24 protein-coding genes and 1 pseudogene are annotated in these 25573 nt (G+C 63.8%); 10 read left to right on the top strand and 15 right to left on the bottom strand.

Annotated elements, in window-relative coordinates:
• Positions 1 to 75 precede the first annotated feature (75 nt).
• Positions 76 to 465, top strand: a complete 390-nt coding sequence (locus tag BWR18_RS12880; protein ID WP_076628782.1) for a Rid family hydrolase — start codon at positions 76 to 78, stop codon at positions 463 to 465.
• Here the strand turns inward: BWR18_RS12880 and BWR18_RS12875 are convergent.
• On the bottom strand, positions 462 to 932 hold the full coding sequence (locus tag BWR18_RS12875; protein WP_254684979.1) for an SH3 domain-containing protein: 471 nt from the start codon (positions 930 to 932) through the stop codon (positions 462 to 464). The genes BWR18_RS12880 and BWR18_RS12875 overlap by 4 nt on opposite strands.
• A gap of 146 nt (positions 933 to 1078) precedes the next feature.
• On the opposite strand from BWR18_RS12875, the gene BWR18_RS12870 reads away from it, so the two are divergent.
• The 5 genes and pseudogenes from BWR18_RS12870 (at position 1079) to BWR18_RS12850 (ending at position 8664) form a co-directional block, all read left to right on the top strand.
• Complete coding sequence (locus BWR18_RS12870; RefSeq protein WP_076628781.1) at positions 1079 to 2065, top strand: 2-hydroxyacid dehydrogenase; 987 nt, start codon at positions 1079 to 1081, stop codon at positions 2063 to 2065.
• 72 nt (positions 2066 to 2137) lie between these two features.
• A pseudogene (gene ggt, locus BWR18_RS12865) lies at positions 2138 to 3918 on the top strand (gamma-glutamyltransferase).
• A 27-nt stretch (positions 3919 to 3945) separates the two neighbouring features.
• Positions 3946 to 5355 carry an FAD-binding oxidoreductase gene (locus BWR18_RS12860; protein WP_076628779.1) on the top strand — a complete coding sequence of 470 codons (1410 nt, stop codon included), beginning with the start codon at positions 3946 to 3948 and terminating at the stop codon, positions 5353 to 5355.
• 19 nt (positions 5356 to 5374) lie between these two features.
• Positions 5375 to 5971: a spondin domain-containing protein gene (locus BWR18_RS12855; RefSeq protein ID WP_076628777.1), complete on the top strand. Its 597-nt coding sequence runs from the start codon at positions 5375 to 5377 to the stop codon at positions 5969 to 5971.
• A 191-nt stretch (positions 5972 to 6162) separates the two neighbouring features.
• Positions 6163 to 8664: a GcvT family protein gene (locus tag BWR18_RS12850; protein ID WP_076628776.1), complete on the top strand. Its 2502-nt coding sequence runs from the start codon at positions 6163 to 6165 to the stop codon at positions 8662 to 8664.
• Between the two features lie 93 nt (positions 8665 to 8757).
• Here BWR18_RS12850 and BWR18_RS12845 read toward each other — a convergent pair whose 3' ends face one another.
• The 3 genes from BWR18_RS12845 to BWR18_RS12835 are packed head-to-tail and all read right to left on the bottom strand — an operon-like array spanning position 8758 to position 11524.
• The gene (locus tag BWR18_RS12845; protein WP_076628774.1) at positions 8758 to 9528 is read right to left on the bottom strand and encodes a glycoside hydrolase family 25 protein; all 771 of its coding nucleotides are present in this window, start codon (positions 9526 to 9528) and stop codon (positions 8758 to 8760) included.
• 17 nt (positions 9529 to 9545) lie between these two features.
• Entirely contained in the window at positions 9546 to 10601 is a 1056-nt protein-coding gene (locus BWR18_RS12840; protein WP_076628772.1) for an NAD(P)/FAD-dependent oxidoreductase, read from the bottom strand.
• Entirely contained in the window at positions 10598 to 11524 is a 927-nt protein-coding gene (locus BWR18_RS12835) for an aldo/keto reductase (RefSeq protein WP_076628770.1), read from the bottom strand. The genes BWR18_RS12840 and BWR18_RS12835 overlap by 4 nt, the downstream gene beginning before the upstream one ends.
• 291 nt (positions 11525 to 11815) lie before the next feature.
• Between BWR18_RS12835 and BWR18_RS12830 the strand changes: the two genes are divergently transcribed.
• The 4 genes from BWR18_RS12830 to BWR18_RS12815 all read left to right on the top strand — a co-directional run bounded on the left by BWR18_RS12830 (position 11816) and on the right by BWR18_RS12815 (position 14524).
• A complete protein-coding gene (locus tag BWR18_RS12830) occupies positions 11816 to 12496 on the top strand; it encodes a DUF2461 domain-containing protein (RefSeq protein ID WP_076628768.1) in 681 nt (226 codons plus the stop codon).
• Positions 12497 to 12550: 54 nt separating this feature from the next.
• Entirely contained in the window at positions 12551 to 13426 is an 876-nt protein-coding gene (gene ppk2 / locus BWR18_RS12825) for a polyphosphate kinase 2 (RefSeq protein ID WP_076628767.1), read from the top strand.
• A gap of 18 nt (positions 13427 to 13444) precedes the next feature.
• Positions 13445 to 13684 (top strand): YdcH family protein, encoded by a 240-nt coding sequence (locus BWR18_RS12820; RefSeq protein ID WP_076628765.1) that lies wholly within the window; start codon positions 13445 to 13447, stop codon positions 13682 to 13684.
• A gap of 114 nt (positions 13685 to 13798) precedes the next feature.
• Positions 13799 to 14524, top strand: a complete 726-nt coding sequence (locus tag BWR18_RS12815) for a hypothetical protein (protein ID WP_254684859.1) — start codon at positions 13799 to 13801, stop codon at positions 14522 to 14524.
• 6 nt (positions 14525 to 14530) lie between these two features.
• On the opposite strand, the gene BWR18_RS12810 is transcribed toward BWR18_RS12815, so the two are convergent.
• The 11 genes from BWR18_RS12810 to BWR18_RS12760 form a co-directional block, all read right to left on the bottom strand.
• Positions 14531 to 14920: a tautomerase family protein gene (locus BWR18_RS12810; protein WP_076628763.1), complete on the bottom strand. Its 390-nt coding sequence runs from the start codon at positions 14918 to 14920 to the stop codon at positions 14531 to 14533.
• Positions 14921 to 15004: 84 nt separating this feature from the next.
• On the bottom strand, positions 15005 to 16078 hold the full coding sequence (locus BWR18_RS12805; RefSeq protein WP_076628761.1) for a BMP family ABC transporter substrate-binding protein: 1074 nt from the start codon (positions 16076 to 16078) through the stop codon (positions 15005 to 15007).
• Between the two features lie 30 nt (positions 16079 to 16108).
• On the bottom strand, positions 16109 to 17029 hold the full coding sequence (locus BWR18_RS12800; RefSeq protein ID WP_076628759.1) for an ABC transporter permease: 921 nt from the start codon (positions 17027 to 17029) through the stop codon (positions 16109 to 16111).
• 1 nt (position 17030) lies between these two features.
• The gene (locus tag BWR18_RS12795) at positions 17031 to 17336 is read right to left on the bottom strand and encodes a hypothetical protein (RefSeq protein WP_076628758.1); all 306 of its coding nucleotides are present in this window, start codon (positions 17334 to 17336) and stop codon (positions 17031 to 17033) included.
• Positions 17336 to 18418: an ABC transporter permease gene (locus tag BWR18_RS12790; protein WP_076628756.1), complete on the bottom strand. Its 1083-nt coding sequence runs from the start codon at positions 18416 to 18418 to the stop codon at positions 17336 to 17338. Before BWR18_RS12790 ends, BWR18_RS12795 begins: the two co-directional genes overlap by 1 nt.
• 54 nt (positions 18419 to 18472) lie before the next feature.
• Positions 18473 to 19987 (bottom strand): ABC transporter ATP-binding protein, encoded by a 1515-nt coding sequence (locus tag BWR18_RS12785; RefSeq protein WP_076628754.1) that lies wholly within the window; start codon positions 19985 to 19987, stop codon positions 18473 to 18475.
• On the bottom strand, positions 19984 to 20907 hold the full coding sequence (gene xdhC / locus BWR18_RS12780) for a xanthine dehydrogenase accessory protein XdhC (protein ID WP_076628753.1): 924 nt from the start codon (positions 20905 to 20907) through the stop codon (positions 19984 to 19986). Before xdhC ends, BWR18_RS12785 begins: the two co-directional genes overlap by 4 nt.
• A complete protein-coding gene (gene xdhB / locus BWR18_RS12775; RefSeq protein WP_076628751.1) occupies positions 20900 to 23203 on the bottom strand; it encodes a xanthine dehydrogenase molybdopterin binding subunit in 2304 nt (767 codons plus the stop codon). The genes xdhC and xdhB overlap by 8 nt, the downstream gene beginning before the upstream one ends.
• 22 nt (positions 23204 to 23225) lie before the next feature.
• The gene (gene xdhA, locus BWR18_RS12770) at positions 23226 to 24611 is read right to left on the bottom strand and encodes a xanthine dehydrogenase small subunit (RefSeq protein ID WP_076628749.1); all 1386 of its coding nucleotides are present in this window, start codon (positions 24609 to 24611) and stop codon (positions 23226 to 23228) included.
• Positions 24612 to 24741: 130 nt separating this feature from the next.
• Positions 24742 to 25200 carry an SRPBCC domain-containing protein gene (locus BWR18_RS12765; protein ID WP_076628748.1) on the bottom strand — a complete coding sequence of 153 codons (459 nt, stop codon included), beginning with the start codon at positions 25198 to 25200 and terminating at the stop codon, positions 24742 to 24744.
• Entirely contained in the window at positions 25197 to 25526 is a 330-nt protein-coding gene (locus tag BWR18_RS12760) for an ArsR/SmtB family transcription factor (RefSeq protein WP_076628746.1), read from the bottom strand. The genes BWR18_RS12765 and BWR18_RS12760 overlap by 4 nt, the downstream gene beginning before the upstream one ends.
• Positions 25527 to 25573: the final 47 nt, after the last annotated feature.

Here is a 25573-nt window from a genome sequence, read left to right as displayed (position 1 = left end):
TGGTCTTTTCCAATGCGCCACGCGGCGTTGCGCGGGATGCTACCCGAGTTACCGACAAGAGCAAGGAGAGTTCCAATGACACGACAGGTTCTGATCCCGCCCGCGCTGCGCGATGCCTGTGTCCGTGCGGGCATGTCGCCGGGAATTGTATCCCAAACCCACGTTTTCCTGACCGGAGTGACGGGGGCTGCACCGGATGGAGCGATGCCCGAAAGCGAAGAGGCGCAGTTCCACGCCTGTTTCAACAAGATCGGCGTGGTGCTGGCCGAGGCGGATCTGGGCCTGGATGCGCTGGTCGAGATGACAAGCTACCATGTGGGACTGCGCGCGCATTTTGACCTGTTCGACAGAGTACGCTTGCAGCATCTGTCGGATCCGTACCCCGCCTGGACAGCGGTTGAGGTTGCGGGGCTGCGCCGCCACGGCGCCGTTGTCGAAATCCGCGTGATTGCCACGTTGGCCTAGTCGCGCAACTCGTCCATGGCCACACCCCATAGCCGCGCCTTGGGCGCCCAGCCGCGGTAACCGCCGGAGCTGATGCGGCACCATTCCGGACCGCATTTGCCCAGCCGGGCAACTACGCCGACCTCAAGGGCCGCTGTGACAGGTGCAACGGCATCTGGCTTGCTGCGCAAGGTCAGCATGTCTTGCTCCACGATCACGGTACGGGTGCCGGACAGCAGGGAATAGTGCACCCAACCCCCCAGACCGTCGCGGTCCTCGACCCGGCGCCAGTGGCCGTGTTCGGCGGTGATGCGCAGGGGCATGTCGCGGCGTTTGAACACCCAGTCGATGCGGTGGGTCAGCGATGGGCCACGGCGCACGTTGCCCTCGGCGGCCTTCATCGACACGTAGCGGGGCAGTGGCAGGTTGGTCACAGGACCGGTGTCGCGCGCCATCAGCGGCAGGGTCAGGCCCAGCACCACAAGCATCGACAGAATGAACCGCCACACCGCAATCATCGGGAACTTTCCGCTCATCACGCGCCTCTTGATATGGCCGAGGTTCTTGTGCCTCGTGCTCACATCCGCCACCATGCCAAAATCGCAGGCCAAGGCCAAGCACCGGGGAGGGCGCAATGCCAAAGGAACGTCTGAGTGTTGTCGTTACGCGACGGTTGCCAGCCGAGGTTGAAACGCGTCTGAGTGAGCTGTTCGATGTCACCCTGCGCGAAAAGGATGCAGCCATGTCGCGGTCCGAGATCGTGGAAGCGATGAAAACCGCCGATGTCCTTGTGCCCACGATCACCGACGCCATCGACGGGGCGATGATCGGGCAGGCGGGCGAGCGGCTGAAACTGATCGCCAACTACGGCGCAGGTGTAGACAATATTGATGTATCGACCGCTCGGCAGCGCGGCATTCTGGTGTCGAACACGCCGGGTGTGCTGACGGATGATACCGCCGACATGACCATGGGTCTGATCCTTGCCGTGACGCGCCGCTTGCCCGAAGGGCTGGCGGCCATGCAATCCGGGGCTTGGGACGGCTGGGCGCCCACCGCGTTTCTCGGCGGCCGTGTCGCCGGTCGGCGTTTGGGCATCCTCGGGATGGGCCGGATCGGACAGGCGGTTGCCCGCCGGGCCGCGGCGTTCGGGATGCAAGTGCACTACCACAACCGACGTCGCCTGCGGCCCGAAACCGAGCAAGAGCTTGAGGCCAACTGGTGGGAAAGCCTGGACCAGATGGTCGCTCGCATGGACGTGATCAGCGTCAACTGCCCGCATACGCCGTCGACCTTTCACCTGATGAATGCGCGTCGCCTGAAGCTGATGAAACCCGACGCCGTGATCGTGAACACGTCGCGCGGGGAGGTGATTGACGAAAACGCGCTGACCCGGATGCTGCGCGCGGGCGAGATCGCGGGCGCTGGCCTTGACGTCTACGAAAACGGGACCGAGGTGAACCCCCGCCTGCGCGAATTGACCAACGTTGTCCTTCTGCCCCACATGGGCTCCGCCACCCGCGAAAGCCGGGTCGAGATGGGCGAGAAAGTCATTATCAATATCAAGACCTTCGATGACGGCCACCGGCCCCCGGACCAGGTTGTGCCGTCCATGCTGTGACGCCCCGGGCGGCCTGTTCGCCCGGTTCCGATTGCCAAACCGACTGCCGAGCCTGCGCCAAAGGAGGACCCAATGCGCTTTTCCCTGACCGTTGCCTTCACCCTCATCGCGGGGGCCGCGCTGGCCCAGCAGGCGGCGGATGCCGTCCAACCCGAAGGATCCACGACCGGTATTGCCGTTGCAACGACGGAAGCCATTGCGGCTGCTCAAGAGGCCAAAGACGCCGGGCAGCCGGTTACGGCAGAGACCTACATGGTGGCTGCCGCAAACCCGCTCGCCGTGCAGGCGGGGGTCGAAGTGCTCGCCAAGGGGGGAACGGCTGCGGATGCGTTGATTGCGGTCCAGCTTGTTCTCGGCCTGGTCGAGCCGCAGTCGTCGGGCCTGGGCGGTGGTGCCTTTCTGGTCTGGTATGATGCCGAAACGCAGGAACTGACCACGCTCGACGGGCGCGAAACCGCACCGCTGGCGGCAACGCCGCAACTGTTCCAGACCGAGGATGGCGAGCCGATGGGCTTTTTCGATGCGGTTGTGGGCGGCCGTTCCGTGGGCACGCCGGGCACACCTGCTCTTCTGGAGGAGGCGTATTTGCGGTGGGGTAGCGTAGCGTGGTCCAGCCTGTTCGAAGCCGCAATTGACCTTGCCGAAGACGGATTTGAGGTGTCGCCCCGCCTTGCCGCGATGATCGAAGGCGATGCCGAACGGCTCAGCACCTTCCCCGTAACCGCAGAATACTTTTTGCCGGGCGGCACTCCGCTGGCTGCCGGGACAACCCTCAAGAACCAACCTTACGCCGACACGCTCCGCCTGCTGGCGGCAGAGGGCGCTGACGCCTTCTATGTCGGTAAGATCGCGCAGGATATCATGGCGGCGGTGCAGTTTGCGCCCAGCAATCCCGGTGTGCTGTCCGAACTTGACCTCGCGGTCTATCAGGTCAAGGAACGCCCACCGGTCTGTGTCACCTATCGCGATCACGATGTCTGCGGCATGGGGCCACCGTCGTCCGGTGCGCTGACCGTGGGGCAGATCCTCGGGATGCTGGACAGCTATGATCTGGCGGAACTTGGGGCGGAAAACCCGGAAAGCTGGCGGCTGATCGGCGATGCGTCGCGTTTGGCCTTTGCGGATCGGGGCCGGTTCATGGCCGACAGCGATCACGTCCCTATGCCCACCGCTGGGCTGGTTGATCCTGCATATCTCGAAGACAGGGCCGCCTTGCTGGGGGCGAAGCGGCCTTGCCCGAGGTCGCACCGGGCAATCCTGCGTTCGATCACAGCCGCAACTGGGCGGATGACGAAAGCCTCGAACTGCCTTCAACCTCGCACATTTCCATCGTGGACAGCTTCGGCAACGTCGCCTCCATGACGACGACTATCGAAAATGCATTTGGCTCGCGCCTCATGGTGCACGGGTTCCTTTTGAACAACGAACTGACCGACTTCAGCTTCCGCAGCCATGTGGACGGCGTGCCGATCGCCAATGCGCTGGCGCCGGGCAAGCGTCCCCGGTCGTCGATGTCGCCGACCATCGTGATGAAGGATGACGCGCCGGTGCTGGCCATCGGCTCGCCCGGCGGCAGCCGGATTATCGGCTATACGGCCAAGTCGATCATAGCGTGGATGGATTGGGACATGGACGTGCAACAGGCGGTCAGTTTGCCCCATGCGGTCAATCGTTTCGGCACTTATGACTTTGAAGAGGGCACCTCCGCCGCCGACTTGGCCCCGCAACTTGAAGCCCTTGGCTTTGAAGTGAACGTGCGGGGGTTGAACTCGGGCCTGCATGCGATTGAGATTGGCGAGACGCTGCAAGGCGGGGCAGACCCGCGCCGCGAAGGGATCGCGCTGGGCGACTGACCCCACCGCATCAAGGGAGGAAAGAGCATGCCGCAGGCGATGGATCTGCCACGCAACGAAGAGGGGATCGCGACCGCGCTCGGGATCCTCAAGCAGCAGTTCGGCGACCGGTTCCACACCGGGCAAGCGATGCGGGACCAGCACGCCCACACGACCACATGGATCCGTGCGCAGGCGCCCGACGCTGTTGTTTTCCCCGCCTCGACCAAAGAGGTGTCGGGCATCGTCAAGGTGTGCGCGACCCACGAGGTGCCGGTAATACCGTTCGGGACCGGTACATCGCTTGAAGGGCACGTGAACGCGCCTGCGGGTGGTATTTCCGTGGATCTGACGCAGATGGACAAGATCCTCGCCGTCAACGCCGAAGACCTGGACTGCGTCGTGCAACCCGGTGTCACGCGCGAGCAGTTGAACACTTACTTGCGCGACAGGGGCCTGTTCTTTCCCATCGACCCAGGGGCAAATGCGTCACTGGGCGGTATGGCCTCCACCCGCGCGTCGGGCACCAATGCGGTGCGCTATGGCACGATGAAGGACAATGTCCTGAGCCTTGAGGCGGTGATGGCCGATGGGCGCATCATCCGCACAGCGCAGCGGGCCAAGAAGACCTCTGCCGGGTACGACATGACGCGGCTTTTGATCGGGTCAGAGGGCACGCTGGGCCTGATCACTGAGATCACGCTGAAGCTGCAGGGCATTCCCGAGGCCATTTCGGCGGCGCGCATGTCCTTTCCGTCTATCGACGCGGCCTGTCAGGCGGTGATGACGACGATCCAGTACGGCATTCCGGTCGCGCGGATCGAGTTGATGGATGAATTGAACGTCAGAGCAGCCAACGCCTATGCCGGGCTTGACCTGCCCGAGACGCCGCTCTTGCTGTTGGAATTCCATGGCTCGGACAGCGCTGTGATCGAACAGGCAGAGATGTTCGGGTCCATCGCCGAAGATGTGGGAGGCACGGATTTCGCAGCCACCGCCACCGCGGAAGAGCGCAACAAGCTGTGGAAGGCGCGGCATGATCTTTATTGGGCGACGCTGCAATTGCGCCCCGGTGCGCAGGGCATTTCGACCGATGTCTGTGTGCCCATCTCGCGGCTGGCCGAAGCGGTGACAGGCGCGCAGGCCAAGGCGGCCGAGCTGGACCTGCTCGCCCCCATTGTTGGCCATGTCGGTGACGGGAATTTCCACTCGCTCGTCCTGATTGATATGGACAACGATGATGAAGTGCGTAGGGCCGAAGAGTTCACTGCATATCTCGCTGATGAAGCCATCCGCATGGATGGCACCTGCACCGGCGAGCATGGGATCGGGCAAGGAAAGATGCCTTATCTGATCAAGGAACTGGGACCCACCGTTGAATACATGGCGGCCATCAAGACCGCGCTTGATCCATTGAACATCATGAACCCGGGCAAAATTTTTGGTCCGCGTCGCTAGGGGTCTGATATTCGGTGTCTTGCTGGTTGCGGCTGGACTGGCCGCAGCGCAGGAAACCGCACGCTACCGGGTCGATGTCAGCTTGACCTGGTCTGCGCCCGACCTTGATGCCCACTGGAGCAGGCTGATCGCTTTTGCCCATTCATCGCGCTATAGCCTGTTTCGCGACGGCGACACCGCGTCGAGTGGAGTGGCGTTGGTGGCGACAAACGGGCGGGTCAATGTTCTAGAAGCCGAACTTGCCGAAGGGCGCAGGCGAGGTCGGGTCGGTGAACATTTGCTGGTGCCGGGGATCGCAAGCCCGGGCGCATTTTCGTTCGAATTGACTGTCGATGAAATGCAAGATTACATCTCTTTTGTCACCATGCTGGCCCCAAGCCCAGACTGGTTTTCAGGCGTGAACGGCGTGCATGTACGGGACGGCAATGTGTGGCGTGACGATATCACCGTCGTCCTTTGGCCCTGGGACGCCGGGGCCGACAGCGGACCGAACTACACGGGTCCAAACATCGACACCCAGCCGCGCCAGTCCATTCGCTTGCTGACTCATCCCGATTTTTTGAAAGAAGATGGTTTGCGCCCCGTTGGTGAAGCCACGTTTACGCGCCTGCCTTGATCCACAGGACGCGTACCGCGACGACACGGCTTTACTGTGGGCCAGCCCCCAAACCCTCGGGATTTTCGGAAACAGAGAGGAGTGGACCCGGTCAGAGGCGTCGTTTTTCTGCTGTGACCGGTCGGCTTGCTGGCGCGGGTTGCGCGTGCTTTGCCTAGAAGGGCAGAGACAGTATGCGAGGGAGTCGGGACATGAAAACTCATGTGAAAGCACTTGTGGTCGGCGGCGGTGCTGTTGGCACGTCGATTGCATATCACCTGGCCCGCGCTGGCTGGGACGATGTGATGTTGCTGGAGCGGGACGAGTTGACCTCAGGCTCGACCTGGCACGCGGCGGGTCTCTTGCCTTATTTCAACATGTCCTATGCGACGACCCATATTCACGACTATTCCATCAGGTTCTACAAAACGCTGGAAGAAGAGACCGGGCTGAACGCGGGTTTTGCCGTTGTGGGCAACCTGCGCATGGCGCAGACGGATGCGCGGATGGACGAGTACATGCTCTATGCCTCCACCGCCGAGACCTGCGGCGTGCCATACGAATTCATGACGCCGGAACAGATCAAGGCAAAGTGGCCGCTGATCCGGACCGAGGATCTGAAAGGGGCCCTTTATCACCAGACGGACGGCTATATTAACCCAGCCGATGTGACCATGGCGATGGCCAAGGGCGCGCGCCAGCGTGGGGTGATGATCGAGCGGAAATGGCAGGCCGATGCGTTCAACTGGACGGGCGAGGCGTGGGAGGTCACCGCCACCAAGATGGTGGAGAAGGGCGGCAACCTTGTGCCCTCGGACGAGCAGATCGTGATCACCGCTGAACATGTTGTGACGGCCTCGGGCAATCACGCGCAGCGCACGGCAAAGATGCTGGGCATCAAGATGCCCGCGATCCCGGTGGAGCATCAGTTTATCGTGATGGAACAGGACCCTGAGCTGGTCAAGTTCCGGGCCGACGGCAATGGCGAACACCCGGTGATCCGGGATGCTGACGCGCAGTCTTACGTCCGCGAAGAGCGGGGCGGCTGGATCCTGGGTGTCTACGAGCACGGCGCGCCTGCGCGGTTTGAACATGGAGTGCCGGACAGCTTCCGTGCCGATCTGTTCCAGCTTGATCTGGAGCGGATCGAGGAGCAGTACATGGCGATGATCCACCGGGTTCCGTCCTGCGAGACCTCGGGCCTGAAGGACGATTTCAACGGACCGATCTGTTACACGCCCGATGGCAATCCTTTGGTTGGTCCTGCACCCGGGTTGGACAACATGTGGCTGGCGGAAGGGTTTTCGTTCGGCATCACCGCCGCGGGCGGCACGGGATACTACCTGGCCCAGATGATGGTCGAGGGCGAGGCGGAGATCGACATGGCCTCGCTTGATCCCAAGCGCTATGGCGACTGGATTACGACCGAGTATGCGGCGCGCAAGAATGAGGAATGCTACGAGCACGTCTATATCCTGCACCATCCGGACGAGGAGCGGGAGGCCTGCCGCCCCCTGCGCACCGGCCCCGCCTATGACCGGCAGAAGGCGGCGGGCGCGCAGTTTGGCTGCGTGAACGGGTTCGAGCGGCCCAATTATTACGGGCCGTTGGATGCGCCCGACAGCTTTGACCATGACGCGCGGTCGTTCCGCCGGGGCGGATGGTGGCAATACGCGGTCGAGGAAGCCAAGGCGGTGCGCGAGGGCGTGGGCCTGATCGACGCGACGGCCTTTACCAAGCACCGGATTTCGGGGCCTGGGGCGACGGCATTTTTGGATTGGTTCACCACCAACAAGCTGCCAAAGGTGGGCCGCATTAACCTGACTTATGCGCTTACCGCGGCGGGGACCACGCGCACCGAGTACACGATCGTGCGGTTGGCCGAGAATGATTACTACCTCGTGTCCGCCGGGGCCTGGCATGCCTATGATCAGGATTACCTTTACAAGGCGATCATGGAGAAAGAGGCCGAGTTCGGGCGCATCAACGAAGAGGATGTGACAACCCGGTGGGGTGTCTTTGCCATCGCTGGGCCGAAATCACGGGATGTTCTCAACGAGTTGGTGAAGGATGCCGATCCGTCGACGGTCCTGTCGAACAAGCGGTTCCCGTGGCTCAGCTACCGCGATATCGAGCTGGGTATGTGTCCGGTGCGCGCCATCCGCGTGGCCTATACCGGTGAGTTGGGATGGGAGTTGCACCACCCCATCGAGATGCAGAATTACCTGTGGGATCAACTGGTTGCTGCCGGTGAAAAGCACGGCATGAAGCTGGTTGGCGCGCGGGCGCAGAACTGGCTGCGGCAGGAGAAGAGCTATCGCGCCTTTGGGACGGAGTTGGGGCGCGATGCAACGCCGATCGAGGCGGATTTGCCGCGGTTTGTGGACCTGTCCAAGAACTTCCATGGCAAGGCTGCGATGGAGAAGATCGGGGTGCGTTCGAAATGTGTCACCCTGCTGATTGACGGGCCGAACGATGCCGATCCCTGGGGGCGCGAGGCGCTTTATGATGGCGAAACGCGCGTGGGCCGTTTGACCTCCGGTGGCTATTCCGTGGCCTTCGGGAAGTCGATTGGGATGGGGTATGTCACGCCGGATCTGGCGGTGCCGGGGACACGGTTGAACGTCAGGATGTTTGATCAGCTTTGGGATGCCGAGGTGGTTGAGGACAGCCCCTATGACCCAAAGAACGAGGTGATCCGCAAGGACGGGTAGGAGCGGTTTCGCCGCGCTGGTGCTGCGGCGACCGACTGGGGGGCCAGCCCCCCAGACCCCCCGCCGTATTTTCCAAGAGAAGAAGGTGGTAGATTAGCGGATCGTTCTGCGATCCAGCCAAGCCTCCCAATCGCCAGTCGTGCCGTTGAAGGCGTTGATGTCCACCGATCCTACCGTGTTGGGCAGGGTGCCCGTGGCTGTGTATTGCCAGAAGCGCCAAGGCTGGCCAGGATAGGCTTGTGCCGGGGTTTTGGCCGTGGTGCGGAGCCAGAATTCGTAGCCTTTGAAGGTGTTTAGCGCGGCATCCTCGTAAAAGCCCGGTGTGGTGTAGATGATCGGGCGTTGGCCGTAATGGGCCGTTACGAGGTCTAGCCAGCGGCGCATTTCGTCCTGCACCGTGGCCGCGTCGGGGCGGCGCTGGCAGGTGGGGGAGAAGGGGTTCCATTCCATGTCCAGCACCGGCGGCAGGCTGCCGCGTGTCTTGGGGGCGGTGCGGATGAAGAACTGGGCCTGCACTTCCGGAGGCGTGCAGAAATAGTAGAAATGGTAGGCGCCGCGCTTGATGCCTGCGCGGCCCGCGCCGCGCCAGTGATCCTCGAAGGCGGGGTCGAGGAGGTCACCGCCTTCGGTGGCTTTCAGGAACACGAAGTCTATGCCCACGGCCTTGGCCCGTTCCCAATCGACGGAGGTCTGGAAGCGGGCGGCGTCCATGCCCTGGACCGGGTAAGTGGTTGGTTGGCGGCCAGAAAATCGGACCGGGTCGGTATCGCCGATGACCATGGGGCCTGTGAAGGGGGCAGGGGCGGGAGCGCCGCAAGCGGTTAAAATGACCAGCGCGGTCAGCATCAAATAGCGTATCAACATGGGGCGAGCCTAGCGGGTCAGAAGCGGGCTGGCGACAGGGAAGTGACGGTGCTCGCGTCGATCTGCGGGGGGCGGCCGAGGACGAGGTCGGCGAGGAGTTGACTGGCGGCGGGCGCCGTCTGGAAGCCATAGCCGCCCTGGCCCGCGCACCAAATGAAATCAGGGACTTGCACGTCGCGGCCCAGCACCAGGCAGCGGTCGGGGGCGAAGCTGCGCAGGCCAGCCCAGGAGGTTTCGACCCGTGTCACGGGTACGGTCACGTGCTGCGCGTAGCGGTCGAGCCCTTCGGCCAGCACCATGTCGTCGGCCCAGGCGTCGTGGGGGTCTACCGCGTCTTCGTCGGCAGGGGAGACGAGCAGCTTTCCGGCGTCGGGTTTGGCGTACCACGTCTCGCCCACGCCGAAGAATATGGGCCAGTTTTCAATGGCTTGGTGGCCCGGTGCGGGCAGGCGGGCCATGGAGCGGCGGTGGGGGGTGATGCCCATAGGATCGACGCCGGCAAGGGCGGCGATCTGGTCGGCCCAGGCGCCTGCGGCGTTGACCAGCAGGTCGGCGGTTAACACCTCGTTACCGCAACGGACGGTCCAGGTTTTGTTTCGGTCGATGGCCGTGACCTTGCGGTCGGTCAGGACCTGCCCGCCATTTGCGCGCACCGTCTTTGCGAAATCCTGAATCATGCGGTCGGTGTCGATGTCCCAGGCGTCGGCGTGGTAGGCGGCGCGGGTGATCCGGGTGTTCAGGATCGGGACGTGGGCACGGGCCTCGTCCACTGAAATTTCGGGGCATTTCAGGGTTTTGGCGTCCGCCTCGAACCCTTCGTCCTCGCCTGCGCGCGCGATCAGCAGGAAGCCGCGGGGGCTGAGATAGGGTTGGTGGTAGTCCGCGCTTGCCTTGTTCAACGCGATCACCGGGGGCAGGCCGTAGTTCTGTTCAAAAAGCGCGGCGGAGCGGCCCGAGGCATGGTAGCCGAGGGCGCTTTCACCTTCGATCAGCGTGACATGCGCGCCTTCGGAGAGGCGTGCGGCGGCGGAGACCCCGGCGATGCCCCCGCCGATGACGATGATGTCTGTCACGCTTCCTCGATCCGGTCGGTGGCGGGGGGCGGGGTGACGCTGAAACCGGTGATCTGCTCGTAGAGATCCGCCGTCATGTCGAAGTCGAGTGCGGCCAGCGACGGGGCGAGTTGTTCTGCCGAGCGGGCGGAGATGATGGGGCGCGGGCGGGCCGGGTGGGCCATGGCCCAGGCGACCGCGAGCGTCGCGGGGCTGGTGCCCAGATCGGATGCCAAGGCGGTCAGCTTCACCGCCGCGTCGCGCATCCAATCCACGTTGTAGCGGGCGGCATAGCGGCTGTCTTCGGTCAGGCGCCCGGTGCCACCGCTTGCGTATTTGCCGGTGAGCAGTCCGCCGCCCAGCGGAGAATAGGGTGCGATTTCAATGCCCTGATCGACGGCCATGGGGAAGATTTCAACCTCGGACTGGCGTTTGACCAGGCTGTGCATGGGTTGGATGATGTCGATGCGCACGTCGAATTGCGCGGCCACCGCTTGCGCCTTCATCACCTGCCAGGCGGCGAAGTTGGAGACGCCGATATGGCGGATGCGTCCCTCGTGTTTGAGCGTTGCGAGGGCGTCGAAGGTTTCCTGCAGCGGCGTGTCGTCGTCGAAGCGGTGCAGGTAGAGGATGTCGACCATATCCATTTGCAGGCGCTGTTGCGAGGTGGCGAAGCCGGTCAGGATGTTGTCGCGTCCCGAGCCGCCATTATAGGCGGCCTTGGTGGCGATGATCAGCCCCTCGCGATCCTTCTGGGCCATCTCGCCCAGCAGGGTTTCGGACGCGCCTTCGGTATAGACGTAAGCGGTGTCGAAATGGGTGATCCCTGCGGCGCGCGCGGCGTCGAACATGGCGCGGCTTTCGGCGGCGTCTGCGCGCCCGCCGAACTGCATGGTGCCAAAGGTCAGGGGTGAAAGCGGGGTGCCGGAAAGGGACGTCATCATGTGCAAAGTCGTGCCATGGAGGCACCGTACGCGCAACGGTTAACGCGCAGTGTCGCGTAATTGGTGCGAATCGTCTGTTAACACTGGGCTTTGCGGGGGTCACAACCCGTGCACATCCTGTGCACCGTGCGTGCACCGCTGGTATGCCATTTCCATGGTTAACGGACCGTGCGGTGGAGAGTGTTACCAAAGCGTAAATGCCCGCCGCTGCCGGACACGGGCATCAGCCTGCGGTGGACTGACCCGCGCCGCGCGATAGGTTCAAAGCGGCACGTTACGGAGGACACACACATGGCCGATGGGTTCGAGACACTGGTGGACGAGGCGCTGCGCTTTTTCGCCAAGCTGGACAAGAACAACACCAAGGATTGGTTCGAGCCGCACAAGGCGCATTACAAGGAGGCCATTGCAGGGCCTGCCGGGTTCTTTGCCGATCTGATGGCCGAGGATGTGGCCCGCATCACCGGCAAGCCGCACAAGCCCAAAGTGTTCCGCATCTACCGGGACGTGCGCTTTTCCAAGGACAAGACGCCGCTGAACACCCATCTGCACATCATGTGGCAGCCGGTGAACAAGGACCCGCTGGCGCCCTCGTGGTTCTGCGGGCTGGCGCCGGATTACTTTATTCTGGGCATGGGGGTCATGGGCCTGCAAGGCGAGCATCTGACCCGGTATCGCGCCTTTGTCGACAACTGGGGTGACAGTTTGCAGGAGGCGCTGGATCAGGCCGCCGACAGTGGGGCGGTCATCAGCGATTGGGGGCCGGAGCCGCTGAAGCGCGTGCCGAAACCGTACGACCCGGACCACCCCCATGCTGATCTGCTCAAGCGCAAGGCGCTCGCCGTGTCCGGCCCCATGCCCGAGGATTGGCGCGATATGGGGGTGGTGAAGGCGACCCTCGGCCAGATGGAAGCATTGATGCCCGTATGGACGGTTTTGGACAAAAAATTACAAATTGATACACGTCAATGACGTGAGCCTGCGCATGGTGTCTGGCTTCTGTCGGTAGATAGAAGGAGACACCCCATGGCGCAGACCGCTGAGACGCTGGATACGAACCCATCGGCCGCGCAGGCTTTTGACACCGCGCAATACCCCTACCCGGACAAGATGAGCCGGATGGAATACGAGGCGGAAAAGGCGGCGTTGCAGGTTGAATTGCTGAAGGTGCAGCTGTGGGTGCAGGACACCGGCCAGAAATTTGTTCTGCTGTTCGAGGGGCGCGATGCCGCTGGCAAGGGCGGGACGATCAAGCGCTTTATGGAGCATCTGAACCCCCGCGCGGCCCGTGTCGTGGCCCTGAACAAGCCCACGGATGAGGAGCGCGGGCAATGGTTTTTCCAGCGCTATGTCAAGCATCTGCCGACCTCGGGCGAGATCGTGCTTTATGACCGATCGTGGTACAATCGCGCCGGTGTGGAGCGGGTGATGTCGTTCTGTGCGGCCGGTGAATACCTGGAGTTCATGCGCCAGACGCCCGAATTCGAGCGGATGCTGTCGCGGTCGGGCATTCATCTGTTCAAATACTGGTTTTCCGTCACCCAGGACGAACAGCGCCGCCGGTTCGAGGCGCGCAAGACCGATCCGCTGAAGCAGTGGAAACTGTCGCCCATCGACCGGGCGAGCCTGGACAAGTGGGACGACTATACCGAGGCGAAGGAGGCGATGTTTTTCTACACCGATACTGCTGATGCGCCCTGGACCGTGATCAAATCCAACGACAAGAAACGTGCGCGCATCAACTGCATGAAGCATTTTCTGGCTGGGCTTGATTATCCGGACAAGGATCTGGATGTGGCGACCGTGCCCGACCCGCTGATCGTGCAGCAGGCCGACACATCGGTGCATGGGTCCGCCCATATTCTGGCGGCGTCCCAGCACCCGCAATCGCGCAAGAGCTGACGGGTTGGGAGTACGGAGATGTCAAACACCCCTCACGCGCTTGCCAGCGACTTTCCAGAGCATGCGGAACGTATTTCGGAGCTGCGCCAGCGCGATGCCCATTTTGCGCGTTTGGTCGACAAGTATCATGCCATCAACGGTGTCGTACATCGGGCCGAGACGGATGTGGATCCGGTGTCGGATGACCACATGCAGGAGATGCGCAGGAAGCGCATGGCGCTCAAGGACGAGATTTACGCCATTTTGACGGCGTCCTGAGAGATGGTTCGCATTTGACATAAATGCCTTTCAGAACGGCGCGGCGCGGCAACCTCGTGTTTAGATGTCGCGGCCCAAAACCACCGCACGCGATGATTTCAGAATGGGATTGCGATGCGGTGGATCTGGTGTGTCTTGGCATGTGTGGCGTTGATCGGGCAGGCGGCCCTCGCGTGGGGGGAGGCGTTGCCGATGGCCAGTCGGGCCAGTCTGTTGCCCCAGGCGGCGCCGCTGATCGTGCGCCCTGATACGGCGATGATCCGGCATTCCGGCCCCAGCCTGTTTGCGGGGCGGTCCGAAACGGGCCTGTTTGCGCCGCCCGATCCGGAGGAACTGGACGCGCTGCGCAGCTATCCGGCCAAAGACCGCGTGGCGCGCCTGCGCACGCTGATCGCGCAGGCGGAGGCCGGGTCCAAGGGCTATGACGCCGTGCAATACGGAGCCACGATCAAGCCGCCCGCCGATCCCACGCAGCTGACCATCCGGCAAATCTATGACTGGATCGACGCGACGCCCGGTCAGCCCCACGCCATCGGGCGCTACCAGTTCATCCCGCCGACCCTGCGGCGGCTGGTGCGGCAAGCCGGTCTCAACCCGCGCCAACGCTTTACCCCCGACGTGCAGGACCAGCTGGCCGACATCCTACTGGCCGATGCCGGGTTGCAGCCCTTTCTGGCGGGCGAGATGGACCGCGTCGCCTTCATGAACAACCTGGCCAAGATCTGGGCGGGTCTGCCCAATGATACGGGCAAGTCACATTACCACGGCTATGCCGGGAACAAGGCGACGATGACCTGGGCGCATTTCGACGCGCAGATGGTCCGGATCTTTGCGCAGTGACAGGCGTTAGAGGCCCAGCACGGTCTTGACCGACCCCTGCGGTCCAAAGGACCAGTCGATCGCGGCATTCTCGATCAGGAAGATGATGGCGTTTTCGGGCGGAAACCCGATGCTGCCCAACCGGGCGCGGATATCGGCATAAAGCGCCTCTTTCTGTGCATCGGTCCGCCCGCCGAGCAGGGCGATTTCAATGACAATGGTCGCCGCAGGGTCGCGCGGCCCGAGGAACGTGGGATGGAACGCCATGTCCTCTGGGTCGTAGCGGCACGTGATGCAGAAGTCATCGTCGGGGTTGACGGCGCATGTTTCGACCAGAGCGGCGTGCAGGTTGCGGTTGATCTGCTGGCACGTCTCGGGGGCAAGGCTGCGGGGTACGTGAAGTTTGTTGAATGGCATGGGCTTGTCCCTTTCCAAGGATGACCAAACGCAAAGGCCCCCGAAACCGGGGGCCAGCGCATTTTCGATAGAAAGCTGTGTCGCTTACTGCGGGATCTCTCCGTCCACACCTTCGATGTAGAAGTTCATGCCGGCGAGCGTGCCGTCATCGGCCACGTCGCCTTCGGCCAGCCATGCACTGCCGTCCTGCTTGTTGATCGGGCCGGTGAAGGGGTGGTATTCGCCCGTCCGCATCGCCTCGATCATGGCTTCGGCTTCGGCCTTCACCTCGGCCGGGACCGCATCGGTGATCTCGCCAATCTCAACCATGCCGGTGGGGATACCGTCCCACGTGTCCACGCTTTCCCAGGTGCCGTCCATCACGGCGCGCGTGCGCTCGATGTAGTAGGGGGCCCAGTTGTCGATGATCGAAGACACGCGCGGGAAGGGTGCGTATTGCGCCATGTCCGACGCCTGGCCGAAGGTCATCACGTCGCCGGCTTCCTGTGCGGCGGCTTGCGGCGCTGTGGAATCGGTGTGCTGCAGCACCACGTCGGCGCCCTGGTCGATCAGCGCCTTGGCCGCGTCCGCCTCTTTCGCGGGGTCAAACCACGTGTAGACCCAGATGATCTTGAACTCGACATCGGGGTTCACCTTGGCGGCGTGCAGATAGGCGGAGTTGATGCCGCGGATCACTTCGGGGATCGGGAAGGAGGCGATGTAGCCGATGATGTTCGACTCCGTCATCTTGCCCGCGATGTGGCCTTGCACGGCGCGCCCCTCGTAGAAACGGGCCGAATAGGTCGACACGTTGTCGGCGCGTTTGTAGCCGGTGGCGTGCTCGAACTTCACATCCGGGAACTTGGAGGCGACATTGATCGTCGGGTCCATGAAGCCGAAGGACGTTGTAAAGATCAGGTCGGCGCCATCGAGTGCCATCTGCGTCATCACACGTTCCGCATCCGGGCCCTCGGCCACGTTTTCCACGAACACGGTCTCGACCGCGTCGCCGAACTCCGCCTCGACCGCGAGGCGGCCCTGGTCGTGTTCATAGGTCCAGCCGCCGTCGCCCACGGGACCGACATAGACAAAGCCGACCTTGGTCGGGTCCTGGGCCATAGCGCCGCCCGCCAGCCCAAGCGCCAGCGCGGCACTTGCCAGAAGTGTCGTGAATTTCATTTCAGGTTTCTCCCCATTTAGGTGCGCCCCTTATCCCGAGGCGTGGAATGTGCGCCCCAGTGAGCCGGGAGCGCGGGATTTGTCTGCGCTCAGAATCACCAGAACGATGATCGTCACGACGTAAGGCGACATTGCCAAATACTCGACCGGAATGGCAACGCCTGCCCCTTGCAGGTTCAACTGCAGCTGGGTGATCCCGCCAAAAAGATAGGCACCGAGCAGCACGCGCCACGGCTTCCACGAGGCAAAGACGACGAGGGCGAGGGCGATCCAGCCGACGCCTGCCGTCATCCCTTCGGTCCATTGCGGCACGCGGATCAGGCTGATGTAGGCCCCACCCAGCCCCGCGCAGGCCCCGCCGAACAGGATCGCCAGCGTGCGGATGCGCTTGACCTTGTAGCCCAGGGCGTGGGCCGCATCGTGGTTTTCGCCCACGGCACGCAGGACCAGCCCTGCGCGTGTGAATTTCAGCACGGCCCAGGTGGCGGCGACGATCCCCAACCCGATATAGACCATCATGTCGTGGCCAAAAAGGATCGGCCCGATCACGGGGATATCTGCCAGCGGCCCCAGCGGTGTCGGGTCCGCCCGGGGTGGTTTGATGCCCACGTAGCTTTGGCCCATCAGCGACGACAGCCCCAGCCCAAAGAGGGTCAGCGCAAGGCCCGACGCCACCTGATTGGCCAGCGCCACCTGCGTGAGAAAGGCAAAGAGCAGCGACAGCACCGCACCGCCCACGGCGGCGGCAATGAAGCCGACGGTGGGGGAGCCTGTGTTCACGGCGATGATGAAGCCGCAGACCGCGCCCGTGATCATCATCCCCTCGACCCCGAGGTTCAGGACGCCCGCGCGTTCAACGACAAGCTCTCCGATGGCTGCCAACAGGATGGGCGTGGCCGCTGCGATCATGGCAGCGATCAGCAGGATGGGGTTGATGGAAGACAGGTCCATCTTAGTGTCCCAACCCGTGCAGGTACAGGTGCAGCACGCCCGCGCTCGGGATAGCCCCGAGCAGCATCAAAAGAAGGTGGCGCGCATCCGGGCGGTGCAGGCGTTGCAACCGCGCCCGCAGCTTCGCGCTTGCGACAAGGGGCAGCAGCACCAGGCCAACCACGGCCAGGATATGGAGCCCAACAAACAAGAGAATAGGCGCTAGGGCCTCGGCGTTGCCCGACATGATCTGCCGGTGCAGCATCGACAGCATCATGGTGCCCATCCCCGCCCCGGCCAAGACCGGTATGGCTTGCGCTTTGTGCATCACACGACCTCCGCCTGACCGAACCGCATGCGGTAGTTGGTCAGCAGGTCCAGCGCCAGCAGGAAAAACAACAGCATCCCCTGGAACACCTGTATGGCGGCGGCGGGCAGGCCAAGCTGCGACTGCGCGATGTCCCCGCCGATATAGGTCAGCGCCATCAAGAGCCCCGCCGCGACGATCCCCAGCGGATTGAGCCGCCCGAGGAACGCCACGATGATGGCCGTGAACCCGTAGCCCACGTTGAAATCAATGCTGATCTGCCCCGCAGGTCCCGCCACCTCGAACATGCCCGCAAGCCCCGCCAGCAGGCCGGACATGCCCAGACAAAAGAGCACCAGCCGCCCCGGATGGACGCCCCCGAACTTTGCCGCCCGCGGCGCCTCTCCAGTCACCCGAATGGCAAATCCCAACCGGTGCCGGGTCAGCAGGACATAGGCAAAGATGACGGCAATCAGCGCCGCCACGACGCCCCAGTGCATGCCCGTCCCTGCGATGATCTCGGCATTATGGGCCGACGGATATTGTTGCAGATTGCGCGATCCGGGAAAGCCGAACCCTTCGGGGTTTTTCAGCAGCCCCAGGGACATGGAGGCCAAAAGCTGCTCCGACACATAGACCAGCATCAATGACACCAGGATTTCGTTGGTGCCAAAGCGCACTTTCAACACCGCCGGTATCATCGCCCAGGCCCAACCGCCCAAGGCCCCCGCCAGCACCATCAGCGGAAAGATCAGCACACTCTCAGCCGGGTAAAACGCCAGCCCCGCGCCAGCGCCGCAAATCGCGCCGATGATGTACTGCCCCTCGGCCCCGATGTTCCAGATGCCCGCGCGGAACCCCAGTGCAAGCCCGATGGCAATCAGCACCAGCGGCGCGCCCTTGATCAGCAGCTGAGGGCGGTAAAAGAACGCGAACTCGCCAAAGAGTGGCTCCCAGAAAATCGTCGCAATCGCCTGCAACGGATCCTTGCCCAGCACGGCAAAGAGCACGCCACCAAAGATCATGGTCAGCAGCACGGCCAGCACAGGGGTCGCATAGGCCATCACGGCAGAGGGCTGCGGCCGCGCCTCGATCCGGATCATGCGCACACCCTGGTGTTTCTTCTGACCAAAAATACCACCTCCGGAGGGCCCGCTTCACACATGCGCAACCTCCATCTCGTGGGCACCGCCCAGCATTAGACCGATCTGCTCCACATCCAGCCCGGCCGTGGCCCGCGGATCACTCAGGCGCCCCTCGTTCAGGGCTGCAAACCGGTCCGAGATTTCCATCAACTCATCCAGATCCTGGCTGATCGCTACCACCGCCGACCCGTCGGCTGCCAGATCCAGCAAGGCCTGCCGGATCGCCGCTGCGGCCGCCGCATCCACGCCCCAGGTGGGCTGGTTCACCACCAGAACTTCGGGGCGCTGCAACACCTCGCGCCCGATTACGAATTTCTGCAGGTTGCCCCCCGACAGCGACCGGGCCGCATTCTCGGGCCCCGGCGTGCGCACGTCAAAGCCGGCGATGATCCGCTCGGCAAAGGCGCGCGTCTTGCGCCAGTCCAGCATCCCGCGGCGCGCCAATCCCTCGCGCGCGGCCCCGGTCAGCATGGCGTTCTCGGTCAGCGACATGTTGGGAGCGGCGGCGTGGCCCAGCCGTTCCTCGGGCGCGGCCAACACACCCAGGCCCCGGCGCGCCTCGGGCCCGGACCGCGCAAGATCGGCCCCCTTGAACGCGACCATCCCGGTCTTGCAGGGCAGTTCGCCCGACAGCACGGCCAGCAACTCGTCCTGCCCGTTGCCAGCCACCCCGCCGATGCCCAGAACCTCGCCCGCGCGCACGTCAAAGGATACGTCTTTCAAAGACATGCCAAAGGCCGAAGGCGACGACACTGACAGCCCTGTCACGGACAGCAGCACAGCACCTGTGTCATGGGCCGCGGCCTTTGGCGTGGCAAGCGTGCTGCCCACCATCATTTCTGCCATAGCCCGGGCCGAGGTGTCGCGCGGCACCGCCGTGCCCACCACCTTGCCGCCGCGCAGGATTGTCGCCGCATCGCAAAGCGCGCGGATTTCCTCCAGCTTGTGAGAGATGTAGAGGATCGCGGTCCCCTCCGCGCTCAACTTGCGCAGGGTCTCGAACAGGATGTCCACCTCTTGCGGGGTCAGAACGGATGTCGGTTCGTCCATGATCAGCAGCTTGGGGTCCTGCAACAGGCACCGAATGATCTCGACCCGCTGCCGCTCGCCTGCCGACAGGTCACCCACCACCCGGTCGGGCGACAGCGGCAGGCCATAGGTCTCCGACACCTCGCGGATGCGCGCGGCAAGGGTGCGCATGGGCGGAGGCGTCTCCATCCCCAACGCGATGTTTTCGGCGACTGTGAGCGCGTCGAACAGGGAAAAGTGCTGGAACACCATGCCGACACCCGCAGCACGCGCTGCACGGGGATCACCGGGCGCAAAACCGGCGCCGTTCATCTGCATGATCCCAGCATCGGGTTTGACCAGCCCGTAGATCATCTTGACCAGTGTCGACTTGCCCGCCCCGTTCTCGCCCAGCAGGGCATGGATCTCACCGGGTGCAATGGACAGGGACACGTCGTCATTCGCCACCACGCCGGGATAGGCCTTGGTCAACCCGTTCAGGGACAGAAGGTGGGTCACGCAAGGGTCTCCAGTCGTCGCGGTATGGTCTGCGTGGACTGTGCTAGCCGATAGGCGACCCCAATCGCAATCAAATGCGGATCCTTGCCCAAAGACGGATCGCCTATGGGGCAGGTGATGCGGTCGATTTCATCGACCCGGTGGCCCAACGTGGCCAGACGCTTGCGAAAGCGCGCCCATTTCGTGGCCGACCCGATCAGCCCGCAGGACGTGAACCCACGGGTGAGCAGCGCGTGGCACAGGCCAAGGTCGATGTCATGGGCGTAGGTCAGGATCAGGTGATGGGCCGCCTCGGGCGCGTGGGCGGCCAGCGCGGGCAAGTCGATGGCAGGAACCGTGGTCACGCCGTCCGGCACATTCCGGGGGAACCGCTCCGCCCCGGTGTCGGCCCAGGTCAGTCGATGCCCCGGCACATGGCGCAGGACATCGACCAGTGCGCGGCCAACATGCCCGGCCCCCCAGATCCAGATGTCCTGATCCTCGGGCTGGACCGGTTCGATCATCCAGCCGTCTTTCAATTGCGCGGGCGGCAATTGCCCCTGATTGCGCGCTGCTTTCATCAGCCGCTTGATCGACAGCGGCATGGGGTCCGGCCCGCGCGCCACCAGATCATGGGGCAGGGCGCGCGCGCGGTTCAGGTCATAGACTTCCGACAACATCTCGACCGCGCCACCGCAACACTGGCCAAGGTCGGGGCCCAACGCGTGACGGCTGCGCCTGTCCTGCCGCAACTCGCGCGCCGCTGCCGCCAGTTCGAACTCCAGCGCGCCGCCACCAATGGTGCCGGATTGCCCGCTGTCCCAGACCAGCATGGCGGCCCCCGCCTCGCGTGGGGCCGAGCCCTGCACGCTGGCGATCACCACGCGCACGATCCGCCCATGCGCCTCACACGCCGCAATCAGGCCCGCGCGATCAAACATCGCCGCGCGCGGTGTGCACCGCCCTCAAAACCGCCTCTGCCGTGGCCGGGGCCTGCAGGTTCGGGTAATGCGGCCCGCACGCCGCCGCCGCATCGCTCAGCGCCAGAAAGGCCGAGATGCCCAGCATCAGTGGCGGCTCGCCCACAGCCTTCGATTTATAAATCGTGTCGGCCCGGTTCTCGCCCTCCCACAGGGCCACGTTGAACACATCCGGCCGGTCCGCACAGGCCGGGATCTTGTAGGTCGACGGTGCATGGGTGCGCAGGCGGCCCGTGTCGTCCCAGACCAGCTCCTCAGTCGTGAGCCAGCCCGCGCCCTGCACATAGCCGCCCTCGACCTGCCCGATGTCGAGCGCCGGGTTCAGCGACGCGCCTGCGTCATGCAGGATGTCGGCGCGCAGAACGCGGTTCTCGCCCGTGAGCGTGTCGATCACCACCTCCGTCACGGCAGCCCCATAGGCAAAGTAGAAAAACGGGCGGCCCTGCCCCTTGATCCGGTCCCATTTGATGTCCGGCGTCTTGTAAAAACCGGTCGCGGACAGGCTGATGCGGGCCATGTAGGCAAGGGCCGCGACCTCCGCAAAGCTGTACTCCGCCGCGCCCGCCTGCACGCGGCCTGCGTCGAACAGCACCTCATCCGGGCGACACTGGTGCAATTGCGCCAGATGTTCAGCCATCCGGTTCCGAATGGTATCGCAGGCGGCCTTGACCGCCATCCCGTTCAGATCACTGCCCGAGGACGCCGCCGTGGCCGATGTGTTGGGCACCTTCGCCGTGTCGGTCGCCGTGATCTTGACCATCTCCAGCGGTACGCCAAAGCGGCTGGCGGCCACCTGCGCCACCTTCTGGAACAGGCCCTGTCCCATCTCGGTCCCGCCATGGTTCAGGTGGATCGACCCGTCGGCATAGACATGCACGAGCGCGCCCGCCTGGTTCAGATGGGTCAGAGTAAAGCTGATCCCGAACTTCACCGGCGTCAGGGCAATACCCTTCTTCAGCACTGGATTGGCAGCGTTCCATTCCGCAATCGCAGCCCGCCGCGCGTCGTACTCAGCACTCTTTCGCAACTGCGCGACCAGGGCATCGGCAATAAAGTCATCAACCTCTTGCCCATAGGGCGTCGTTTGCCGCTTCATTGTTCCAGAAATATGCCCGCCGGAGGCGTAAAAGTTCGCAACCCTCACTGCCAGCGGATCAAGCCCCAGATGGCCGGCGACATGGTCCACGATCCGCTCCATGCCCAACATCCCCTGCGGGCCGCCAAAGCCGCGGAAGGCGGTGGCGGATTGGGTGTTGGTGCGCAACCGATGGCTTTCGATCCGCACATTTGGCAACCAATATGCATTGTCGGCGTGCAACATCGCCCGGTCGGCCACGGGCAGGGACAGGTCCATGGCCCAGCCGCAGCGCACATATTGGCGCACGTCGAGCGCGGTGATGCGGCCATCTCCGTCAAAGCCCACATCATAGTCGATGCGGAAGTCATGGCGCTTGCCGGTGATGACCATGTCGTCATCGCGGTCATAGCGCATCTTGCAGGGGGCGCCGGTCAGGCGGGCGGCCACGGCGCAGGCCACGGCCAGCGCATTGCCCTGGCTTTCCTTCCCGCCAAAGCCGCCCCCCATGCGCCGCGTCTCGCAGCGCACGGCGTGCATGGGCAGGCCGATCGCATCAGCCACCTTGTGCTGGATTTCGGTCGGGTGCTGGGTGGAGGAGATGACATGCATGTCCCCATCCTCACCGGGCAGGGCCAGGGCGGCTTGCCCCTCAAGGTAAAAATGCTCTTGTCCGCCAATCTCGAATGACCCCGTAAGGCGGTGCTCTGCCCCGCCCAGCCCCAAGGTGGCATCGCCACGGGCATAAATGCGCGGGCCGTCCTCGAAGCGCGTGCCCGCCGCCAACGCCTGATCAATCGTCAGGATTGGCTCTTCCTCGGCAATCTCCACCTTGCCCAAGCGGGCTGCATGACGGGCTGACAGATGCGAGCGGGCAACGACCAGAAACAGGGGCTGCCCCAGGTAGTGTACTAATCCATCCGACAAGAGCGGCTCGTCCTTGGCCGAGGGTGAGACATCGTTGGCAAAGGGCAGGTCACCCGCCACCACTACGGCCACCACGTCGGGGGCCGCACGCACCGCATCGAGATCCATCGCGGTGATCTGTCCGCGCGCCACGTCGCTGATGCCAAAGGCCAGATGCAGCGTCCCTGCAGGCGTCGGCGTGTCGTCCACATAGCGCGCGGCACCTGTCACATGCAGATGCGCGGCGTCATGGGGCAGGGGCTTGGCGATGCTCATGGGGTCGCCTCCGGCAAAGCACTCATGCCTGCACCTCCAGTACATTGGTGGCCTGTCCCTGGTCCTCCAGCCAGGCCCGCAAGAGCATGTTCTGCGCCGCCTCCATCCGGTAGGCGGCGGACGCCCGCATATCGGACATCGGGGTGAAATCCCGCACCATCGCCTGCATGGCGCTGGCCACCGTCGCATCGGTCCAGGGCATCCCGCGCAAGGCCGCCTCGGCCCGCGCCGCGCGCTTCGGTGTGCCCGCCATGCCGCCAAAGGCGAGGCGTATCTCGCGCACCTCCCCGTCCGCCACGTTGATCCAGAAACAGCCGCAGACCGCCGAGATGTCCTGATCAAACCGTTTTGACAGCTTGTAGCAGCGCAAATGGTCGGGCTGGCGGGGGATCGTGATCGCCTCGACAAACTCGTGCTCCGCCCGGTCCTGCTTGCCGTAGTCGATGAAGAAATCCTCGATCGGCATGGACCGCACGCCATCCACGGACCGCAGATGCAGCGTGGCCCCAAGCGCAATCAGCGCGGGCGAGCCATCGCCGATGGGCGAGCCGTTGGCGACATTCCCGCCAATCGTGGCCGCATTGCGCACCTGCACGGACCCGTAGCGCCGGATCAGCTCGGCAAAGGCAGGGTAATGGTCGGCCATGACCCCATGTAGATCGGTGAGCGTTGTCGCGGCACCGATGCGGATCTCATCCTCGGTCACCGTCACGCGGCTGAGTTCGGGGATCCGGTTCAGAAAGGCCACCGGCCCCAGATTGCGGAAATCCTTGGTCACCCAAAGGCCGACATCCGTCGCACCTGCGATCAGCGTGCCGCGGGGGTTCTCATTCATCCATATGGCGAGGGCGTCGGGCGTGGTTGGGGGCTCTGCCCCCGGCTCCTGTGGAGCCTCCCCCGTGGTATTTTTGGTCAGAAGAAGCTGTGAATCATCTACATGATCCGGAACGGGTGCTGTTTCAGCAGCCTTGGCGGCGCGGATAATCGGCGCGTAGCCCGTGCAGCGGCAGAGGTTGCCGGCCAGCGTCGTGTCATGGTCCGTCTCGCCATTCAGATGGGCCGTCGCCATCGTGGTGATGAAACCGGGCGTGCAGAAGCCGCACTGGCTGCCATGATGTTCGACCATCGCCTGTTGGACCGGGTGCAGGGTGCCGTCGGGGGCGGCGATCCCCTCGACCGTGCGGATTGCTTTGCCCTGAAGCTGCGGCATGAACAGGATGCAGGCGTTCAAGGCCCGCGCGCCGCTTGTGTCCGTCACCATGACAGAACAGGCGCCGCAGTCGCCTTCGTTGCAGCCTTCCTTTGTGCCGGTCAGGCCGGGGCGGTCCCGCAGCCAGTCCAGAAGTGTCGTTGTCGGGGAAGTGTCCGCCGTGATCTCGCTTCCGTTCAGAAGAAAGGTCGTGCGCATATGTATGTGCCTGCCGCGGTACCAACGCCCCTGAAGCGGCCCCTCGGTCGATGCGGCGTAGACCGAAGGGCGGGCTGTCAGCGCGTAAGGTAGGGCAGGGGGACAGGCAAAGGCAAGCGGGGCCGGGTGCTTACGCCGCCATCTTGGTCGCCAGTGCCTCAAGGTTGGACAGACTGGCCTCCCATCCCGCCTTGAACTCGCCGTCGGCATCCGGGCCGGTGAAGGAGGAAACGGCCACCGACACGTCGAGGCGCGATCCTGTTCCTTCGGCCGTCACACGGTAGGTGACCAGCGTGGTCGCAATGGCGGCCCCGCCGATATTGACCGTCTCGGTAAAGGCTGCATCATGCGGCCCGTCGATCCGGTACCAGCGTGTGTCCACTGTGAATTCGGGGTTGTCTGCCGGCCCGCAACGGTGGGTCTCATAGCCGCCCACCCGGAAGTCGGACGTGTCCATCACCAGCACCATGCCGTCCTCGGGCGCGCCCCAGGCCTCGCGCATCTGGCCGTCGGTCAACAGGTGCCACAGCCGGTCGGGCGTCAGCGGCATGGTGCGGCTCAGGTCGAAATGTCCGGTGTCGGTGCTCATGATCGTGTCCTTTCCATTTGCTCGGCGAGGTGGGCGAGCCGGTCCATCCGGCCCTCCCACGTCTCCTTGTGCGCGTTCAGCCAGTCAGCCCCGGCGCGCAGGGTGTCTGCGCGCATTTGATACGTGCGCACGCGGCCTTTCTTGGTGCTTGTGACCAACCCGCTGCCCTCCATCACCTTGAGATGCTTTAGAAATGTGGGCAGTGCCATCGTGTGCCCGTCATGCAACGTGCTGACCGTGGCGGGGCCGTGGATCAGCTGTTCGACCACCGCCCGTCGTGTCGGGTCGGAAAGTGCGCTGAAGAGGGTGTCGAGTTGGTTAGTCATGTAGCTAAGTATTGGCGTTGTGTGATTCGAGTCAAGATACTTAGTTT

Source organism: Tateyamaria omphalii, assembly GCF_001969365.1.
GTDB classification, from domain to species: Bacteria; Pseudomonadota; Alphaproteobacteria; order Rhodobacterales; family Rhodobacteraceae; genus Tateyamaria; species Tateyamaria omphalii_A.
The sequence above is the reverse complement of the archived record's forward strand: the minus strand, read 5'-3'. Positions and strand labels throughout refer to the sequence as shown.

Bases quoted from the DNA above. Each gene is read 5' to 3' on its own strand.
- BWR18_RS12790 (WP_076628756.1), bottom strand. From the start codon at position 18,418: ATGATCCGGATCGAGGCGCGGCCGCAGCCCTCTGCCGTGATGGCCTAT.
- BWR18_RS12870 (WP_076628781.1), top strand. From the start codon at position 1,079: ATGCCAAAGGAACGTCTGAGTGTTGTCGTTACGCGACGGTTGCCAGCC.
- BWR18_RS12875 (WP_254684979.1), bottom strand. From the start codon at position 932: ATGCTTGTGGTGCTGGGCCTGACCCTGCCGCTGATGGCGCGCGACACC.
- BWR18_RS12820 (WP_076628765.1), top strand. From the start codon at position 13,445: ATGTCAAACACCCCTCACGCGCTTGCCAGCGACTTTCCAGAGCATGCG.
- xdhA (WP_076628749.1), bottom strand. From the start codon at position 24,611: ATGCGCACGACCTTTCTTCTGAACGGAAGCGAGATCACGGCGGACACT.
- ppk2 (WP_076628767.1), top strand. From the start codon at position 12,551: ATGGCGCAGACCGCTGAGACGCTGGATACGAACCCATCGGCCGCGCAG.
- BWR18_RS12815 (WP_254684859.1), top strand. From the start codon at position 13,799: ATGCGGTGGATCTGGTGTGTCTTGGCATGTGTGGCGTTGATCGGGCAG.
- BWR18_RS12800 (WP_076628759.1), bottom strand. From the start codon at position 17,029: ATGGACCTGTCTTCCATCAACCCCATCCTGCTGATCGCTGCCATGATC.
- BWR18_RS12765 (WP_076628748.1), bottom strand. From the start codon at position 25,200: ATGAGCACCGACACCGGACATTTCGACCTGAGCCGCACCATGCCGCTG.
- BWR18_RS12850 (WP_076628776.1), top strand. From the start codon at position 6,163: ATGAAAACTCATGTGAAAGCACTTGTGGTCGGCGGCGGTGCTGTTGGC.
- BWR18_RS12845 (WP_076628774.1), bottom strand. From the start codon at position 9,528: ATGTTGATACGCTATTTGATGCTGACCGCGCTGGTCATTTTAACCGCT.
- xdhC (WP_076628753.1), bottom strand. From the start codon at position 20,907: ATGTTTGATCGCGCGGGCCTGATTGCGGCGTGTGAGGCGCATGGGCGG.
- BWR18_RS12830 (WP_076628768.1), top strand. From the start codon at position 11,816: ATGGCCGATGGGTTCGAGACACTGGTGGACGAGGCGCTGCGCTTTTTC.
- BWR18_RS12805 (WP_076628761.1), bottom strand. From the start codon at position 16,078: ATGAAATTCACGACACTTCTGGCAAGTGCCGCGCTGGCGCTTGGGCTG.
- BWR18_RS12795 (WP_076628758.1), bottom strand. From the start codon at position 17,336: ATGCACAAAGCGCAAGCCATACCGGTCTTGGCCGGGGCGGGGATGGGC.
- BWR18_RS12860 (WP_076628779.1), top strand. From the start codon at position 3,946: ATGCCGCAGGCGATGGATCTGCCACGCAACGAAGAGGGGATCGCGACC.
- BWR18_RS12810 (WP_076628763.1), bottom strand. From the start codon at position 14,920: ATGCCATTCAACAAACTTCACGTACCCCGCAGCCTTGCCCCCGAGACG.
- BWR18_RS12760 (WP_076628746.1), bottom strand. From the start codon at position 25,526: ATGACTAACCAACTCGACACCCTCTTCAGCGCACTTTCCGACCCGACA.
- BWR18_RS12880 (WP_076628782.1), top strand. From the start codon at position 76: ATGACACGACAGGTTCTGATCCCGCCCGCGCTGCGCGATGCCTGTGTC.
- BWR18_RS12835 (WP_076628770.1), bottom strand. From the start codon at position 11,524: ATGATGACGTCCCTTTCCGGCACCCCGCTTTCACCCCTGACCTTTGGC.
- xdhB (WP_076628751.1), bottom strand. From the start codon at position 23,203: ATGAGCATCGCCAAGCCCCTGCCCCATGACGCCGCGCATCTGCATGTG.